The sequence below is a fragment of the Vibrio sp. 1580 genome, assembly GCF_033340055.1.
The window spans coordinates 66,259-83,369 of the sequence record NZ_JAWOVT010000013.1; the positions used below are offsets into that span (position 1 = coordinate 66,259).

The window sequence follows — 17,111 nt, forward strand, 5'->3', positions numbered from 1 at the left end:
GAATTAAACAATAGTGATGTTAACGTAATGTAAAATATATTGTATACAATCTACGTTTTCAAGTGTGACTCGGAGCATATTTATGTTGGTCAAGGATGAAACTAAAAAGGAAAGGATCGCTGTGATAGGTGCGGGGATTATTGGCTTATCAATTGGCTTGAAATTGCAGCAGCAAGGTTATCAAGTCACGATTTTTGATCCCAATGGCGTGGGGAATGGATGCTCTAAGGGAAATGCAGGCCATATCGCGACTGAGCAAATCTTCCCTCTTGCAACGCCAGCGCTGCTTCCACAATTACCTAAAATGCTGCTAGATCCCAAAAGTCCGGTTTCGATCCGTTGGCAAGATATTCCAAACACAATCGGGTGGATGATTCGTTTTCTATTACAAACCAAGCCATCAGCCGCGGAGCGGGCAAAAAACGCGATTAAGAGTCTTAACGAGCGGTCAGTGGCAAGTTGGCGTGGCGTGCTTGATTCAATCGGAAAAGCGCATCTAATAAAAATGAATGGTTCATTGCTCACTTTTGAAAACGAGAAACTGTTTCAGAATTATCAAAGCACGCTTAACTCACTGGCTAAAAACGGTGTGGCGTATCAAGTTTGGACACAAGAGGAGATTCGAGAGCGGATACCTGATCTCAGCCATAAGGTTCGTGTCGGCGTCTTTTTTCCCGATACAGGTCATACGCTAGACCCCTATCAGCTCTGTGTTGAGCTAAGTGAAGCTTTTGAAGTTATTGGCGGTAAGGTTTTACAAAAAGATGTATCTGCGTTGGCGAAAAATGGCGAGGTGCTGGTTGAGTCTCAAACGTATTCATTTGACCGAATCATTGTTGCTGCTGGTGTACATTCTAAGCCTTTGATACGGCAGCTAACCGGAGTCAAAGTGCCTATTCAAGCCGAGCGTGGTTATCACCTAATGGTGGATGACAAGCGTGATGTACTGCCATTTCCTATTAGCTCTGCAGATAGAAAATTCATCATGACTCCGATGTCTGGCGGGCTACGCTTGGCAGGCACTGTTGAGTATGCCGATGTAGAATCACTACCCAATATGAAACGTTCAGAAATGCTTTTTCAGTTAGGTGATGAGATGTTTGAATCGGAGTTAAATCCACTCAAGCAAGGAGAAAAGTGGATGGGTAATCGGCCTTCAACAGTCGACTCGTTACCGGTTATTGATAGCATTTGGGATGGAAATGTATTACTGGCATTTGGCCACCAACACCTTGGATTAACTCAAGCGGCGATTACGGCAGATCTCCTTTTAGAGCTTATCGAAGGAAAGCCGACATCGATTGATCTATCACCTTTTTCATTACAACGATTCGCCTGAAAAATTTAATATTAAATATTGTATAAAATATATTAAATGCTAATGTTAACTTAATTTTAACAAAAATGGTGTCCAACAGCCGTACTCGGATGCCTCCAGAAAAACAACCAAAAGGAGTAAAACATGTCACGAATGACCAAAGCACCATTGGCGCTGTTGATTTCAGGAATGCTGTTGGGGGCCTCTGCTTATGCTGAAGACAAATTGACGGTCGTATCTTGGGGTGGTGCATTCACCAAGAGCCAAGTGGAGGCATATCATAAGCCTTTCATTAAAAAAACAGGTGTTGAGATCGTATCCGAGGATTTCAGCGGCGGATTAGCTGAAATTAAAGCACAGGTGGAAGCGAACAACGTGCGCTGGGATTTGGTTTCTCTCGACAAGCCAGACATTGTTCGTGGTTGCGCCGAAGGGTTACTAGAACCAGTGAGCCCAAGTATTTTGCCTCCGGGCGCAGATGGAACACCAGCACAAGAGGATTTCATTGATGGTGCGATTCACGAATGCGCAATCAATACCATCGTTGTGTCCACAGTATTAGCGGTGAACGAAGACGCGTTTAAAGGTAAGGCTTTGCCTAGCAAGTTGACCGATCTTTTTGACCTAAAAACTTTTCCAGGTCGACGTGCATTGCAAAAACAACCTCAGGGCAATCTTGAGTGGGCACTATTGGCTGATGGTGTAAAGCCAGAAGAGGTCTACAGCCTGCTCGAAACCGAAGCGGGGCGTGAGCGTGCTTTTGCTAAGTTGGATACGATCAAATCAGAAGTGCTGTGGTGGACAACAGGTGCCCAGCCACCTCAAATGCTTGCAGATAAAGAAGTGGTGATCGCCTCGGCGTTTAACGGCCGAATCCACAATGCCCGTAAAGATGAAGGTCAACCATTTCGGATTATATGGGACCGTCAAATGGGTTACATGAATGGATGGGCGATACCTAAAGGGAGTGAGAACACAAAGCTTGCATTGGACTTCATTGCTTTTTCTTCAGGAACAAAACCATTAGCTGATCAAGCTAAGTACGTTGCCTATGGGCCTACGCGTAAGTCGTCTTCGGCGGAGGTGAACCCAGACATTTTAGCGAACCTTCCTACCGCACCTCAAAACTTCCAAACCGCCTTCCTGATTAACGATGAATGGTGGTCAGACTACGCTGATGAACTCAATGAAGAGTTCAACACCTGGCTGCTTAACTAGGCGTTAATTTTTGTATGGGGCCGAGTTTTCATCCATAAGCGAGGTTCCGTACTTTTCCTCAACTGTATTTATGTTTTCGGAGAAATGATGAAAGTCATCGAAGCACAGCAAGTCGCGCAATGTTTAACAATGAAGTCTCTTATTGAAACGATGCGTGAAATGTACTCGCGGCCAGCAACAATACCTCAACGCCGAGTCATGCCCTTAGAAGAGGGAGAATACGAGGCGTTTGCGCTACTTCCAGCTTGGAACCAGGAGTTGATTGCGGTGAAAGCCTTTACGTATTTCCCGCATAATCCCGAGCAAGGCAAAGATACGCTTGCATCTAAGCTGCTTGTTTTCAGACGAAACGATGGTGAGCCGCTCGCACTCGTGGACGGTAAAGTTTTAACGTTTTGGCGCACCGCCGCAGCTTCTGCGTTGGCAGCTGACTATTTGGCGCGTCCCGATGCTGATCGTCTGTTGATCTGCGGAACGGGCAATCTTGCGCCTTATTTTGCGTGGGCATACGCTGCGGTTCGCCCACTTAAGCAGGTTTATATTTGGGGGCGTAACTCAGATAAAGCCGAGGCGACGGTAGATGCCATTGTGTCATCTTCAGAGTATCAGTCGCTTCCTGATGAGCGTCGGTTCCGTGTTTCAGTCGTAGAAAAAGTGGACCACGTTATCAAACATGTTGACATCATCAGCTGTATTACTGCATCAGCAGAGCCTTTGTTTAATGGCGCAGACGTGCAGCAGGGCACCCATATTGATTTGGTCGGTAATCATGACTTGGACAAGCGTGAATGCGACTCCGAAGCAGTGCAACGAGCACAGGTGTATGTTGATAGCCGTATTAATGTATTAGCCGAAGCGGGCGATCTTCTCATTCCAATTCAAGAGGGCGTGTTCACTTCAGACGATATCAAAGGGGAATTACCGCAGCTTTGCGTCCAACAAATCTCAGGACGTCAAAACGATGAGGTCATTACTTTATACAAATCAGTTGGCAGTGCTTTGGCTGATTTGGCCGCTGTAAAGGCGGTGTTGTTAGAAAATGGCATAGATAGCCATGTCTGAGCATTTTCGCTCGTTCATTTAAATTGCATACAATATACATATAAGGAAAGTAGTTCATGAAAATTGATTGGAAAGGTGTTTATCCGGCGGTCAGTACGCAATTTCGTCAAGATCAGTCAATCGACTTAGACGCAACGCAAACCGTTATAGATAACCAAATTAAAGATGGTGTGAATGGTATTATCTGCCTGGGTACCGTCGGTGAGAACTGCGCGTTGTACCCGGAGGAGAAACGCCAGGTCTTGCAAGCGGCAAAAGAAGTCGTAAATGGTCGTGTGCCTTTGATTGCTGGTACAGCAGAGTCTATTACCACAGCAGCTGTTGATTACATGCAGGATGCGTACAAAATTGGTATCGATGGTTGTATGGTGATGCCTGCCATGGTTTACCGCACGTCTGAGAGCGAAACGTTCGAATATTACCGCACACTAGCAGAAGCAACGCCAGAAATGCCAATCATGATTTACAACAACCCGGTTGCTTATGGTGTCGATGTAAACCTCGACATCATGGCGAAACTGGCTGAGTTTGAAAGTATTGTAGCTATCAAAGAGTCGACCACTGATACTCGTCGTATCACCGAGCTTTACAATAAATTTGATGACCGCTTTACCGTGTTCAGTGGTGTTGATGACATCGCTCTTGAATCATTGATGCTAGGTGCGACCGGCTGGATTTCTGGTTTAACCAACGCATTCCCAGAAGAGTCCGTTGCGATTTATAAACTGGCAAGCCAAGGTCGTTATGCTGAAGCGTTAGAGATCTACCGTTGGTTCTTACCCCTACTGCGTTTAGACACCATTCCTACGCTGGTTCAGTGCATAAAATTGGCCGAGCAAGTCTGCGGACGTGGCTCTGAACAAGTTCGTGCGCCACGCCAACTCTTACAAGGTGAAGAGCGTCAACAAGTCATTCAAATGGTTGAACATGCGTTAGAAACCCGCTTAGACCTATCCAAATACAATCTGTAATTGTGCTGTTTAGTAGAGCGTTAACTGACGCTCTACTCATTCGTAATATTCAAAAAATGAGAAGAGGGAAGTCATGAGCACGGAAAACAAGGACTATGTCAGCTTTCAACACGTTAAGAAAACCTACGATGGCACGAATTTGGTGGTGAAAGACTTCAACTTAGATATTGCTCCTGGAGAATTTGTTACTATGTTGGGGCCGTCAGGATCGGGCAAGACCACTTGCTTGATGATGCTAGCAGGCTTTGAAACTGCGACCGGTGGAGACATTTATATCGATGGCGTTCCTGTCAATCATCTCGCGCCGCACAAGCGCGATATTGGTATGGTGTTTCAAAACTATGCGTTGTTTCCACATATGACCATTGCTGAGAATCTTGCGTTTCCTTTAAAGGTGCGAAAACTCGACAGTGACACGATTCAAAGCAAAGTTCAGAGTGTATTAGAAATGGTCGAGCTTGAGCATGTTGCGACTCGATACCCGAAGCAGTTATCAGGTGGTCAACAACAGCGTGTTGCGTTAGCGCGAGCATTAGTGTTTGAGCCTAAACTCGTATTGATGGATGAACCACTAGGCGCGTTAGATAAGCAGCTGCGTGAGCAAATGCAGATGGAAATTAAACATTTGCATGAAAAGCTTGGCATTACCATTTTGTATGTGACGCACGATCAAGACGAAGCTCTCACTATGTCCGACCGTATTGCGGTTTTTAATCACGGTGAAGTGCAACAACTCGCGACATCAACCGAGCTTTATGAATCTCCGAGTAATACGTTTGTTGCGCAGTTTATCGGAGAAAACAACCAACTCTCAGGTTTAGTCAAAGAGTGGAACGGAAAGTATTGCCAAGTGCTCGTTGGGAAAGAGTTATTTACTGCGAAACCTGTCAGAGTCTCTGAGCAAGGGCAGAGAACAACACTTTCCATTCGACCAGAAAAGATTGTTATTCAACCAGAGAAAGCGTCTTGCGAGAACCAAGTCTCGGGCGTCCTACGAGAATTGATTTATCACGGTGATCATTATCGTCTGGTCGTCGAAGTAGAGAGCGTTGGTCACTTCATCGTTAAAGTACCTAACGATAATCGTAAACACTTGCAGTTAACGCCTGGCTCAATTTGTCGTATTGGTTGGCAAAGTGACGATTGCCATGCTCTTGATGGGACACAAACTCAAAGTAGCGAGGTAGCAGCATGAGTCGAGAGCTAACCGCATTAGATTCTGTATTGGAAATCGAACGCCAAGTTCATGAGCAAGAAACCAATCTGAAAGCGCAGTTGCAAAAGGCCGAGCGCCGAAAAAAGCTTCGCTCCATTATGCTCACAACGCCATTGGTGTGTTTTATTCTGCTTACGTTTGCTTTTCCTATCCTCGACATGCTTTATCGAAGCGTGGATAACCGAGAAATATCCCTGTCACTACCACAAACTATTCAAGCCTTAGAAAGTTGGGATTATCAAGGTCAGCCTCATCAAGAAGTCATTGAGGCATTCTCTGTTGAGGTACTTGCGCTTTATCAAAGCAAAGAGCTACCGAAAATAGCCAACCGGATGAATATTGAAGAGTCTGGTATGCGCAGTTTACTCATGAAAACCGGCAGAAAGTTGTCTCGTTTGACGTCGCTGCCGAGCTCGGTGACACAACTAGCTAAGCTGGATAAGCGTTGGGCTAATCCTAAATATTGGGCGGCGTTTAAGAATCTTAGTGGCGCATTAACATTCAGTCATTATCTTGCAGCGCTAGACTTGCAAGTGAATGAGTTTGGAGACATTGAGCCCCAACCAGAAAAACGCCAAATATACGTCGACCTTTTCTTTAAAACTTTTTGGATGTCTATTTCAATCACCTTAACTTGTTTGGTGATGGCGTACCCCGTTGCTTACCTGCTTGCCAATTTACCTGATAAGCGCGCGAACTTACTTTTAATTATTGTGCTGCTGCCATTTTGGACATCATTGTTAGTCAGAACCACGTCTTGGATTGTTCTGCTGCAAAACCAAGGGGTCATTAATGATCTCCTTATTTGGTCGGGTTTTACTTCTGAGCGAATTCAGATGATTCACAATACCTTCGGAACGGTGGTGTCTATGGTGCACATTCTGTTGCCTTTTATGATCCTGCCTCTGTATAGCGTAATGAAAGGAATTAGCCCAACTTATTTCCGAGCCGCTCGTTCTCTAGGCGCGACGCCTTTCATTGCGTTCATCAAAGTTTATATGCCGCTTACGTTACCGGGTATAGGTGCGGGGGCCTTGCTTACTTTCATTCTTTCTATTGGCTTCTACATTACGCCCGCTTTGGTTGGTGGAAGAAGCGGACAGATGATCTCCAATATGATTGCCTATCATATGCAGACATCACTGAACTGGGGGATGGCTGGCGCATTGGGTGGACTGCTTTTGTTCGTTGTACTGGTTCTGTTTTATATGTTCAACCGTGTGGTTGGCATTAACAACCTTAAGGTAGGGGGATAACCATGGCATTACCAAACTATGCATCAAAAGTAGAGCGAGTTGCTTACGCAGGTTACTTAGCTTTTTGTGGGGTGGTGCTGTTCTTTTTAATCGCTCCAATTCTGACCATCATCCCGTTATCGTTTAATGCAACGCCTTACTTTACTTTTACCGAGGGGATGTTAAACCTTGACTCGGCAGCGTATTCTACTCGCTGGTATCAAGAAATGTTTACTAGTGATCAGTGGCTGTTGGCGCTGAAAAACAGCACGTTTATTGCTTTTATGGCGACACTCGTTGCAACAGGGCTAGGAACTCTGGCGGCGTTGGGTTTAGCAAGTAGTAACTTGCCTTTTCGCAATACGATTATGGCGCTGTTGATCTCACCCATGATCGTACCAGTCATTATCTCTGCTGCTGCGATGTACTTTTTCTACACACGCTTTGGCTTATCACAAACTTATTTAGGCATCATTTTGGCACACGCTGCGTTAGGTACGCCTTTTGTCGTCATTACCGTTACTGCGACGTTAAGCGGCTTTGACCATAGCTTGGTAAAAGCGGCGGCTAGCTTAGGCGCAAACCCTGTTTATACTTTCAGACACATTACCTTTCCGCTGATTCGTCCGGGGATGATATCTGGCGGCTTGTTTGCTTTTGGCACCTCGTTCGACGAGGTTGTGGTGGCGTTATTCCTGACTGGGGCAGAACAAAAAACCGTTCCGAGGCAGATGTGGTCAGGAATTCGAGAGCAAATTAGTCCGACCATATTGGCGGTCGCTACGTTGTTGATTTTTATGTCGGTGTGTTTGCTCGTGACATTAGAAGTTTTGCGTAGACGTAATGTACGCATTCGAGGCATTCAAGAGTAACCAAACTTTTTCTTTGTTGGTCACTTTGCACTTTTGTTTAGGGGCACCTCAATTTTTGACCAAATGCGCCTCATTGTAGGCGCTTGTCTTTTTTGTGTATCTTCAGCGATGACTGACATATCACTCTGGTAGCTTAATGCCAGCTTGCTCGAAACGTGCCAAAGGCGACTTGTTTGATTGCTGATACCAACTAGCTGGCATGTTTGATTTAAGTCGCGCTTTTTCTTCCTTGCTAATCACAACATAATGCAAAAACGTATCAAGTGTGGTTCCCATCACGTCAAATGTCATTTCCCCATCTTTGCTGATGGCTTTCAATAACCCAACCACGGCTTCCTCGAGGACTAACGGTTCAACCACCGCCTTTTTTCGCTCTTTTATTGATGTTGAAGCGGGCAGTCTTGCACGTGCCGTCTCCCAGCAAACTTTGTTGGTTTTACTGACAAGGTTGTGCTTGTAGCAGTAGTAACTGAATAAAAAGCGTGGCAGATTTTGCCAGCGTTCGGTTTGGACTTCTAACCAAAGGTGTTGTAGCTCAATATCAGCGTCGGTCATAAATATTATGGAAGATTATTAAAGTAGTGGCATTCTAACGTTTCATCAGCGATGCCGTCTATGATTCGGTTACTTCCCATCTTTATGTTGACACTTTGATTTTCAATGAAACAGTGACTTCTTATTACTGTAAATAGTGAGTGATTTGTCCAGTTTCTGACATTAGTGTTTGACTTGGGTAGTAGAGTGTGGGCGTTTTTTGTTTTGAAGCGTCAATATACATCATCACATACTTACGTCTTACTCTTTCTGAAATAAATACTTTTATCAAAGTAACTGTGTGATTTTCATTCAAATAGTATGTGTTTCATGGTGATGAAAATTCTGTTTATTGCGCTACAATCGAGTGTCGTTCGTAGAATGTAGCCTAATGACGAAAACCTTGCGTCTTCTATCTGGCTTTTTGTGTGCTACTTTTTAATAAGTATCTTTTGGGTGGGTTTTTATGTTTGGAGTTAAAAGAAATGCTGCTATCTCTGGCTTGTACCAAGCGAGTGAACTTAAAGCAAAGCTGTTCTCCAAGGATTTGGAAATCTTAAGACTTAGAGCTGAAACTGAGTTTAATAAAGTGCTTGATGAGCTACTAAGAATTAAAGATAACAATTCAAGGCTTCGTGAAAGTGGGCTTATTGATAAGCTTGAGCAAGAGAAGTCTAAATGGAACAGTGATCAGCTCAAAGACATCGAGCAACGTATAAGTAATGTCGAGTTCTGTATTAAGGATTGTGCTTTATATGTCAGCAACATTGAGTCCCAATTCGCTGAGGATAGCGGTTTAGGATATGGTGAACTGAGCAGTCGTTCCCTTGAAGACGAGTTGGAAACACTATCTTTTAGTAAGATCCTTAACGCATCTGCACATGAGTACTTTTATAACTCTAAAGAGTATGAAATGTACCTTGAAAACACACCAAATACCGAATTTTTGCACGCGTTAAAAGAGCAAATTACCGCACTTTTCGACCACAAAGCAGCCTAGAACCTACAAAGTATTCGCCCATTGCCCGATTCCTTCTGCAGGGGCTTTGATTCGCGAATTTTTACCGACCCGCTTTGGAGTATACCTGGCCATTTAACGTGCTGGGTATACCCGTTTAACTACACGTTTCTTCTCTAGCTCATCTCTATTTTTTAACAAATACGAATTTTAGAAGCTCACTCCGTGTTCCTTCTAGTACCAAAAACTGACACCGCTACGTTTGGTTGTTAATAAAATGTTTCATCTTGTCTTGCGAGTAGATTATATGGAGATGCTCTTGCAGTAATAAGGGCAGTGGCGATGCAAAAGACGTAATGCATCTAAGGAAAACTCAATATAGAAGAAATTAGATGGAACTGAAGACTTTGAGTGTCGCGATTGCGACAACATTAACCAGCACTGGCGTATTTGCGTTAAGCGAGCCAGTTTCTCAAGTTACAGAGCAACATGCACATTCGGCTCATACACACGGTGTTGAATCCAATCGAGTTGAATACCAACCAACCGCAACTCTCCCTATTCAGCCTTCCAAGGCAACTCGAGTACAGTCACTTGAAAGCCTTGATGAGTCGAGCACTGCTTGTGATTTGGAAGCATTGGTTACCGAAAGCAGTAACCAATTGATCGGCGAAATTTTAAGTCAGGGCGCGACATGTGTGAACCAGCTATTCTCTGCTGAAAGTCGGATTCAAGAGTCGGTATTTAGCTCCGCTCATATGTACAACATTGCGAAGCGTACTACGACATTGGCGAAGGGGTATACAGGTGGCGGGAGCGATGAACTAGAAACGTTGTTCTTATACTTACGCGCGGGTTATTACGCCGAGTTTTACAATGACAACATCTCATTTATTGAATGGGTCACACCAGCGGTGAAAGAATCCGTGGATGAGTTTGTTAATAACGCAAACTTCTATGAGAACAGCGACCGTCACGGCAAAGTGCTTAGTGAAGTCATCATCACTATGGATAGTGCGGGCTTGCAGCACGCGTACTTACCGCAAGTGACCCAATGGCTTACACGTTGGAATGATCAATACGCCCAGCACTGGTATATGCGCAATGCAGTTAACGGTGTTTTCACTATTTTGTTTGGTGGGCAGTGGAACGAGCCATTTGTGCAAATAATTGGCAACCAAACGGACCTTGCCAAAGCTTTAGGCGATTTCGCTCTAAGGGCGTCATCAATCGGTGCTGAAGATGAGTTCATGGCCGCGAATGCGGGGCGAGAGCTCGGGCGTCTGACCAAGTATACGGGTAACGCGAGTTCTGTTGTGAAGAGTCAGCTGAGTCGAATCTTTGAACAGTATGAAATGTATGGTCGGGGTGACTCGGTTTGGCTTGCGGCGGCGGACACCGCCTCATATTACGCAGATTGTAGTGAGTTCGGAATTTGTAATTTCGAAACTGAGCTAAAAGGCTTGGTGCTATCGCAAACTTATACTTGTAGCCCGACAATCCGAATTTTGTCTCAGAATATGACGCAAGAGCAACACGCGGCCGCATGTTCTAAAATGGGCTACGAAGAGGGTTACTTTCATCAGTCTTTAGAAACTGGTGAACAACCAGTAAAAGATGACCACAACACTCAGCTCCAAGTCAATATCTTCGATTCAAGCACTGATTATGGTAAGTACGCAGGGCCAATTTTCGATATTAGTACTGACAATGGCGGTATGTACTTGGAGGGCGATCCTTCCCAGCCGGGGAATATTCCCAACTTTATTGCTTATGAAGCCTCTTATGCGAACGCGGATCACTTTGTCTGGAACCTAGAGCACGAATACGTGCATTACTTAGATGGTCGATTTGATCTCTATGGAGGGTTTAGTCATCCAACTGAAAAAATAGTGTGGTGGAGTGAAGGCATTGCAGAGTATGTCGCTCAAGAAAATGACAACCAAGCAGCACTTGAGACGATTCTAGACGGTTCGACATATACCTTAAGTGAGATTTTCGAGACTACTTATGATGGGTTTGATGTCGATCGAATTTATCGTTGGGGGTACTTAGCTGTACGTTTTATGTTTGAAAATCATAAAGATGACGTAAACCAAATGCTGGTGGAAACACGCCAAGGGAATTGGAGCAATTACAAAGCAACGATCACCCAATGGGCGAATTTATATCAAAGTGAGTTTGAGCAGTGGCAGCAAGCCCTTGTCTCAAATGGTGCACCTAATGCAGTCATAACCGCAAACAACAAGGGGAAAGTCGGTGAAAGCATTACATTTAGCAGTGAAAACAGTACAGACCCAAACGGGAAGATCGTCAGCGTCTTATGGGACTTCGGTGATGGCTCGACAAGTACACAAACCAAGCCGACGCACCAATATGGGAGTGAAGGGGAGTATTCGGTCAGCCTAAGTGTGACAGACAGTGAAGGCTTGACGGCAACCGCCACTCATACTGTTGTTATCTCAGCGTTGGGCGGTAATGACACATTGCCACAAGACTGCGCGGTGCAAAGTAAAGTAAGCGGTGGGCGCTTAACAGCAGGAGAACCAGTTTGCTTGGCAAATCAACAAACCATTTGGCTGAGCGTGCCAGCGGTGAATGAGAGCTTAAATCTGGCGATAACGACGGGGAACGGTACGGGTAACTTAAAGCTTGAATACAGTAACTCCGGTTGGCCGGATGATACTAATCTTCACGGGTGGTCAGATAATATTGGTAATGGAGAGTGTATTACGTTGTCAAATCAGAGTAACTACTGGGGCTACGTTAAAGTCTCTGGGGACTTTGAGAATGCCGCCATCGTCGTTGATTTTGATGCTCAGAAGTGTCGTCAGTAGGGCATTTTAACTGCATCATTTTAATTTAATTGATCGCCTCGCTAACATTGCGGGGCGTTTTTGTTTTTCACGCCGTTATCTCTATAAAAAAAACCAGCCCGAAGGCTGGCAAACAAGGAGTTTGAGATGAAAATGAAAACGTTATAAAGCTTGCTGATATCCTATTTCTCAATAAGTTGGGTTGTGCGTTGAAGCCAGTTTTTATCTTGCGTATCAAGAAAAGGGCTAAGTGCTTGATAGACTCGTGAATGGTAATGATTGAGCCAGTCTAGCTCTGCTTGATCTAGCATTGATAAATCAAGGGCGTTGGTCGCAATTGGAGCAAGAGTGATGGTCTCAAAACCGTAAAACGTGCCGAACTCATTTTGTTCTACTTCTACAACTTTAAGAATGTTCTCTATTCTTACTCCGTACTCACCTTCGCGATACACGCCTGGTTCATTAGTAATGACCATACCCGGTTTTAGCTCAACCTCGCGGTGGCTTTGCGAGAAATTTTGTGGGCCTTCATGAACATTCAAGCAAATGCCTACGCCGTGTCCAGTGCCGCACTTGTAATCAATACCATGTTGCCATAAGACGCCGCGCGCCATGATATCAAGATTGGCACCCGTAGAGCCTTTCATGAATCGAGTCTGAGTCAGTCGGATGACCGCTTTGAGCACCAAGGTATAATCTTTGCGCTGCTTAATGGTCGGTGACCCGAAGTGGAAAGTACGGGTGATGTCTGTTGTCCCGCCAAGGTATTGGCCACCAGAATCGACAAGAAAGAAGTTGCTTTCATTGACCGCCGCATTACTCTCTTCATCGGCGGCATAATGCATTTTTGCCCCGTGAGCTGCGAAGCCTGCGATAGTGCGGAAACTGTCACTCACATAATGTCGGGTTTGACGGCGATAGTGGTTCAGTTGTGCCTCAGCAGACAATTCTGTAACGAATCCGCTTGGAACTTGCTCTTCTAGCCAGTTCATAAACCTTACGATTGCCACACCATCATCTGTTAATGCCTGCTCTAGGCTGGTTAGTTCGGTCTCATTTTTTATGGCCTTCATTGCCGTTACAGGGCAAGCCATTGGTTTTAGATTCACATTCCGTTCAATCGAACTTACCAATAAGCTGTCTGTGTGGGTAGGGCTAAAAGCGAGCGATAATCCCTCACATTGCTGATTCAAATACTGACTTACGTAGCTGTAATGGCGAATGTGTACACTCTGCTCGGTCAGTGCTCTTTCAACTTCTTGAGGCAGTTTGGCTTTATCAATAAACAGTGTCGCAAGTGATTGCTCTACGATTAGATAGGCTTCAGAAACTGGGCAGTAATTAGTATCACCACCTCGAATATTCATTGTCCACATGACATCATCTAGCGTTGACACTAATAAGCTATCTACTTGGTTCTCGGATAACCAAGAACGGATTCTTGCTAACTTATTTTCTGTGTCAACGCCAGCAAAAGCGGTGGGATGCTCGAATACGGGTGTACTTGGGCGAAGTGGTCTTTCAAGCCAAATCGGTGCGAGTAAATCCAGGTCGAGAATGATCTTAATACTTTTCGCTTCAAAGGCATGTTTGAGGCCTTGATAAAAAGCGTAACTGATGGCGCGCCCGTCAACCGCGACAATACTGTTTTCTGGGAGCGTGGTAGCTAGCCATTTGGCAATTGTCGGCGTTTCTGGTTGTTTGGCTTTAAACAGTTCCAACCCTGTGCCGTGTAACTGTTCTTCAGCTTGAATATAGTAACGACCATCAGTCCACAGGCCACCACCTTGTTGGGTAATGACGACATCGCCTGCAGAACCGGTAAAACCTGAAATCCAGCTTCGCGCTAACCAATGATCCGCTGAGTATTCACTGTTATGTGGGTCATTGTTGGTCACGATATATGCAGACACGTTGTGAAAGGACATTGCCTCACGCAATAACGTAAGGCGTTGGTTTACTGAGTTAGTATTGTTCATTAAATGGTTCCTAAAGTCATATTTGAGCAATAGATATGATGCTGCTCCGAGCCTGTTTTTATTGGGTTCTGTTGCCCGCATACTTCTGTGGCTTCTGGGCATCGAGTACGAAAAACACAACCGCTAGGTGGGTTAAGTGGAGAAGGAAGATCGCCGGGCAATAGTTGTATTTCACGGTCACGTGCTAATTGCGGATTAGCTATCGGGACAGCAGATAACAGTGCTTTGGTGTAGGGGTGCTGTGCATCATCAAATACTTTATCGTAACGTCCTACTTCCATAGGTTTACCAAGATACATCACCATAACGCGGTCGCTGATATGGCGCACCACGCTTAAGTCATGCGCAATCATCACCAGTGTTAACCCCATTTCTTGTTTAAGATCATCTAGAAGATTGATGACCTGAGCTTGTATGGAGACATCTAGCGCACTAACGGGTTCATCACACACGACCAAATCTGGATTGAGAATTAATGCTCTGGCAATGCCCACACGCTGGCATTGACCTCCGGAAAATTCATGTGGATAGCGGTTTCGCTGGCTCGCCAAGAGACCCACTTTATCCATCATAGCGATGACACGCTTTTCTACCTCTGCCTGTTTAAGCTTTGGCTCGTGGGTGAGCAGTGGTTCGGCGATGCATTCTGAGATGGTTAATCTCGGATTCAAACAAGCGGATGGGTCTTGAAACACCATCTGAAATTCTCTGCGTCGAGAGGAAAGCTCTTTTTTACTAAACCCGAGCATGTCTTGACCTTTCCAAGTCAACTCGCCATGTGTAGGTTCAATTAAGCGAAGTAAGGCGCGTGCAAGTGTTGATTTTCCGCAGCCTGATTCCCCCACAATGCCAAGTGTCTCACCTCGGTAAACATCTAAGTCGATACCATTGACCGCTTTCACGATTTTACGTCGACTTGGAATAAGATGACGTGAAACAGGAAAGTGGACGTTTAAATCACGAGCAGACATGAGGACTTCTTTTTTATTCATAACGCCTCCTTAAGCTTTTATTTGAATAGGAGTGATAACACTGGGTGCGTTAACGTGACAGGCAATGGACTGGCTCGTGTTTAATGGAGAAAACCGTGGGGTTTCGTATTGGCAACGCGTCTCTCGATGCTCGCACCGCACTCTAAACGGACACCCTTGATGGTTAATCAACGCACTTGGTGGGTTACCTGGGATGGTTGGTAAACGTGGCATATCTTCAGTGATAGAAGGAATTGCCTTTAGCAAGCCTTGAGTGTAGGGGTGCGCAGGTTGAGCGAACAATGTCTCCGTATCGGATTGCTCCATTTTTTGACCACCATACATGACCAATACGCGATCACACATCTCGGCGACGACGCCCATATCGTGAGTGATCAGTAAAATGGCCGTATTGAACTCTTGTTGTAAGTCTCGTAATAGCGTCAAAATTTGAGCCTGAACGGTTACATCTAATGCGGTGGTTGGTTCGTCTGCAATTAACAACTCGGGCTTACACAACAACGCCATCGCTATCATGATTCGCTGACGCATTCCGCCAGATAATTCGTGAGGGTATTGATTCATCCGAGTTTCGGGAGAGGGAATACGCACCGCATCCAACATGTGAATCGATTCAATTTTTGCTTGTTTTCGGCTCATTCCTTTATGAATCATGAGAACTTCACAAAGCTGCTTGCCAATTTTCATGAATGGATTAAGTGACGTCATCGGATCTTGAAAGATCATTCCGATTCTCTCTGCACGGATGCGGTTGAGCTGCTTTTTCGACATCGCGAGTAAATCATCACCGTGGAACATTGCGCTTCCAGACACGGCGCCGTTATCCGCGGTTAACCCCATTAATGCGAAAACAGACTGGCTTTTTCCCGAACCTGATTCCCCAACAATCCCAAGAGTTTCGCCCGCTTTAATCGAGTAGGAGAGATTACTGACCGCTTGCACTTGCCCATCTGGCGTATCGAAGCGAACGTTCATGTTTTCAATAGATAGCATGGGTTTGTCCTTATCGGTCTTTCGGGTCAAGAGCATCACGCAAGCCATCGCCGATGAAGTTAAAACAAAAGAGGGTGGCAACCAAAAACAGAGAGGGAAAAAGCAGCATCCACAATGCAACGTCAATCGTTTTTGCGCCTTCGGAAATTAGGATTCCCCAGCTCGTGTCGGGTGGTTGAACACCAAGCCCTAAGAAGCTCAAAAACGATTCGAACATAATGAATCCTGGTACCATTAAGGAGGAATAAACCATCACGATCCCAAGCACATTAGGCAGAACATGGCGTCGGACAATTGTCAATTTAGAAACCCCAATAGAGTGTGCGGCTTCGATGAACTCTCGCTTTTTTAGACCGAAGGTGACACCACGTACAACACGGGCAATGCCCAGCCAAGATACCATTCCGATCACGATAAAAATCAGGTAGATGTTGTTGCCAAAAAGGGTAACAAACAGGATAACCATAAACATAAATGGCACCGAATCGAGCACCTCAATAATGCGCATCATTACGCTATCGACAACGCCGCCAAGATAGCCGGAAATACTTCCCCAAATCGTACCAATAACAACGGCGACTAAGGCGCCAACAAAACCTACCAAAATAGAGAGCCTGCCACCTTGCATCGTGCGAGCGAAAACATCTTGCCCGAGATCATCGGTACCAAAGTAATGGCCACTGCTCAGTGAAGGTTTCCCTAGCTCGTATGGATCGATGAGCACTTCCCAGTCAATTTCATCATGGCCAAAAGCGGCAAGAGAGGGGCCGAAAGTGATGCATAAGGTAATGAAAGCCAAAACATACACTGATGTCATCGCGGCTCTGTTTTTACGAAATCGAGTCCATGCATCCTGCCAAAGACTGCGACCTTCGACGGCTTCAATATTGTCGACGACTTGATCTTGAAGAGCTTGTGTATCCAGTTTTTTTATCGTTAACATGCCG

Annotated in this window: 14 protein-coding genes; 9 read left to right on the forward strand and 5 right to left on the reverse strand. The window is 45.2% G+C overall.

The features are described 5' to 3' along the window. The first annotated feature begins 82 nt into the window (after positions 1–82). The 7 genes from R7093_RS19035 (at position 83) to R7093_RS19065 (ending at position 7,892) form a co-directional block, all read left to right on the forward strand. Positions 83–1,339: an NAD(P)/FAD-dependent oxidoreductase gene (locus R7093_RS19035; protein WP_171342700.1), complete on the forward strand. Its 1,257-nt coding sequence runs from the start codon at positions 83–85 to the stop codon at positions 1,337–1,339. Positions 1,340–1,462: 123 nt separating this feature from the next. Continuing rightward, complete coding sequence (locus tag R7093_RS19040) at positions 1,463–2,536, forward strand: polyamine ABC transporter substrate-binding protein (protein WP_005377854.1); 1,074 nt, start codon at positions 1,463–1,465, stop codon at positions 2,534–2,536. Positions 2,537–2,623: 87 nt separating this feature from the next. Further along, positions 2,624–3,598 (forward strand): ornithine cyclodeaminase family protein, encoded by a 975-nt coding sequence (locus R7093_RS19045; protein ID WP_225466656.1) that lies wholly within the window; start codon positions 2,624–2,626, stop codon positions 3,596–3,598. Positions 3,599–3,654: 56 nt separating this feature from the next. Next, complete coding sequence (locus tag R7093_RS19050; protein ID WP_005377851.1) at positions 3,655–4,569, forward strand: dihydrodipicolinate synthase family protein; 915 nt, start codon at positions 3,655–3,657, stop codon at positions 4,567–4,569. 73 nt (positions 4,570–4,642) lie between these two features. After that, the gene (locus tag R7093_RS19055; RefSeq protein ID WP_262606109.1) at positions 4,643–5,764 is read left to right on the forward strand and encodes an ABC transporter ATP-binding protein; all 1,122 of its coding nucleotides are present in this window, start codon (positions 4,643–4,645) and stop codon (positions 5,762–5,764) included. Further along, positions 5,761–7,041: an ABC transporter permease gene (locus R7093_RS19060; RefSeq protein ID WP_171344740.1), complete on the forward strand. Its 1,281-nt coding sequence runs from the start codon at positions 5,761–5,763 to the stop codon at positions 7,039–7,041. The genes R7093_RS19055 and R7093_RS19060 overlap by 4 nt, the downstream gene beginning before the upstream one ends. Before the next feature lie 2 nt (positions 7,042–7,043). Beyond that, entirely contained in the window at positions 7,044–7,892 is an 849-nt protein-coding gene (locus tag R7093_RS19065; RefSeq protein WP_171344739.1) for an ABC transporter permease, read from the forward strand. Positions 7,893–8,012: 120 nt separating this feature from the next. Here R7093_RS19065 and R7093_RS19070 read toward each other — a convergent pair whose 3' ends face one another. Next, entirely contained in the window at positions 8,013–8,447 is a 435-nt protein-coding gene (locus R7093_RS19070) for a hypothetical protein (RefSeq protein WP_258457678.1), read from the reverse strand. Positions 8,448–8,892: 445 nt separating this feature from the next. On the opposite strand from R7093_RS19070, the gene R7093_RS19075 reads away from it, so the two are divergent. Continuing rightward, positions 8,893–9,426: a hypothetical protein gene (locus R7093_RS19075; RefSeq protein WP_054574080.1), complete on the forward strand. Its 534-nt coding sequence runs from the start codon at positions 8,893–8,895 to the stop codon at positions 9,424–9,426. Positions 9,427–9,776: 350 nt separating this feature from the next. Then, the gene (locus tag R7093_RS19080) at positions 9,777–12,221 is read left to right on the forward strand and encodes a collagenase (RefSeq protein WP_258476687.1); all 2,445 of its coding nucleotides are present in this window, start codon (positions 9,777–9,779) and stop codon (positions 12,219–12,221) included. 161 nt (positions 12,222–12,382) lie between these two features. Here the strand turns inward: R7093_RS19080 and R7093_RS19085 are convergent, their stop codons facing one another. From R7093_RS19085 to R7093_RS19100, 4 genes are read right to left on the reverse strand one after another with little or no spacing between them, the layout of a single operon-like run. Continuing rightward, positions 12,383–14,179 carry an aminopeptidase P family protein gene (locus tag R7093_RS19085; RefSeq protein WP_171344736.1) on the reverse strand — a complete coding sequence of 599 codons (1,797 nt, stop codon included), beginning with the start codon at positions 14,177–14,179 and terminating at the stop codon, positions 12,383–12,385. Then, positions 14,179–15,171: an ABC transporter ATP-binding protein gene (locus tag R7093_RS19090; RefSeq protein ID WP_064353857.1), complete on the reverse strand. Its 993-nt coding sequence runs from the start codon at positions 15,169–15,171 to the stop codon at positions 14,179–14,181. Before R7093_RS19090 ends, R7093_RS19085 begins: the two co-directional genes overlap by 1 nt. 9 nt (positions 15,172–15,180) lie before the next feature. Next, on the reverse strand, positions 15,181–16,164 hold the full coding sequence (locus R7093_RS19095) for an oligopeptide/dipeptide ABC transporter ATP-binding protein (RefSeq protein ID WP_318146780.1): 984 nt from the start codon (positions 16,162–16,164) through the stop codon (positions 15,181–15,183). A 10-nt stretch (positions 16,165–16,174) separates the two neighbouring features. Beyond that, positions 16,175–17,107 (reverse strand): ABC transporter permease subunit, encoded by a 933-nt coding sequence (locus tag R7093_RS19100; RefSeq protein ID WP_005377839.1) that lies wholly within the window; start codon positions 17,105–17,107, stop codon positions 16,175–16,177. Positions 17,108–17,111 lie beyond the last annotated feature (4 nt).

What these genes read in the sequence shown, in the direction of transcription:
- R7093_RS19035 (WP_171342700.1), top strand. Translation starts at nt 83, where the DNA reads ATGTTGGTCAAGGATGAAACTAAAAAGGAAAGGATCGCTGTGATAGGT.
- R7093_RS19040 (WP_005377854.1), top strand. Translation starts at nt 1,463, where the DNA reads ATGTCACGAATGACCAAAGCACCATTGGCGCTGTTGATTTCAGGAATG.
- R7093_RS19045 (WP_225466656.1), top strand. Translation starts at nt 2,624, where the DNA reads ATGAAAGTCATCGAAGCACAGCAAGTCGCGCAATGTTTAACAATGAAG.
- R7093_RS19050 (WP_005377851.1), top strand. Translation starts at nt 3,655, where the DNA reads ATGAAAATTGATTGGAAAGGTGTTTATCCGGCGGTCAGTACGCAATTT.
- R7093_RS19055 (WP_262606109.1), top strand. Translation starts at nt 4,643, where the DNA reads ATGAGCACGGAAAACAAGGACTATGTCAGCTTTCAACACGTTAAGAAA.
- R7093_RS19060 (WP_171344740.1), top strand. Translation starts at nt 5,761, where the DNA reads ATGAGTCGAGAGCTAACCGCATTAGATTCTGTATTGGAAATCGAACGC.
- R7093_RS19065 (WP_171344739.1), top strand. Translation starts at nt 7,044, where the DNA reads ATGGCATTACCAAACTATGCATCAAAAGTAGAGCGAGTTGCTTACGCA.
- R7093_RS19070 (WP_258457678.1), bottom strand. Translation starts at nt 8,447, where the DNA reads ATGACCGACGCTGATATTGAGCTACAACACCTTTGGTTAGAAGTCCAA.
- R7093_RS19075 (WP_054574080.1), top strand. Translation starts at nt 8,893, where the DNA reads ATGTTTGGAGTTAAAAGAAATGCTGCTATCTCTGGCTTGTACCAAGCG.
- R7093_RS19080 (WP_258476687.1), top strand. Translation starts at nt 9,777, where the DNA reads ATGGAACTGAAGACTTTGAGTGTCGCGATTGCGACAACATTAACCAGC.
- R7093_RS19085 (WP_171344736.1), bottom strand. Translation starts at nt 14,179, where the DNA reads ATGAACAATACTAACTCAGTAAACCAACGCCTTACGTTATTGCGTGAG.
- R7093_RS19090 (WP_064353857.1), bottom strand. Translation starts at nt 15,171, where the DNA reads ATGAATAAAAAAGAAGTCCTCATGTCTGCTCGTGATTTAAACGTCCAC.
- R7093_RS19095 (WP_318146780.1), bottom strand. Translation starts at nt 16,164, where the DNA reads ATGCTATCTATTGAAAACATGAACGTTCGCTTCGATACGCCAGATGGG.
- R7093_RS19100 (WP_005377839.1), bottom strand. Translation starts at nt 17,107, where the DNA reads ATGTTAACGATAAAAAAACTGGATACACAAGCTCTTCAAGATCAAGTC.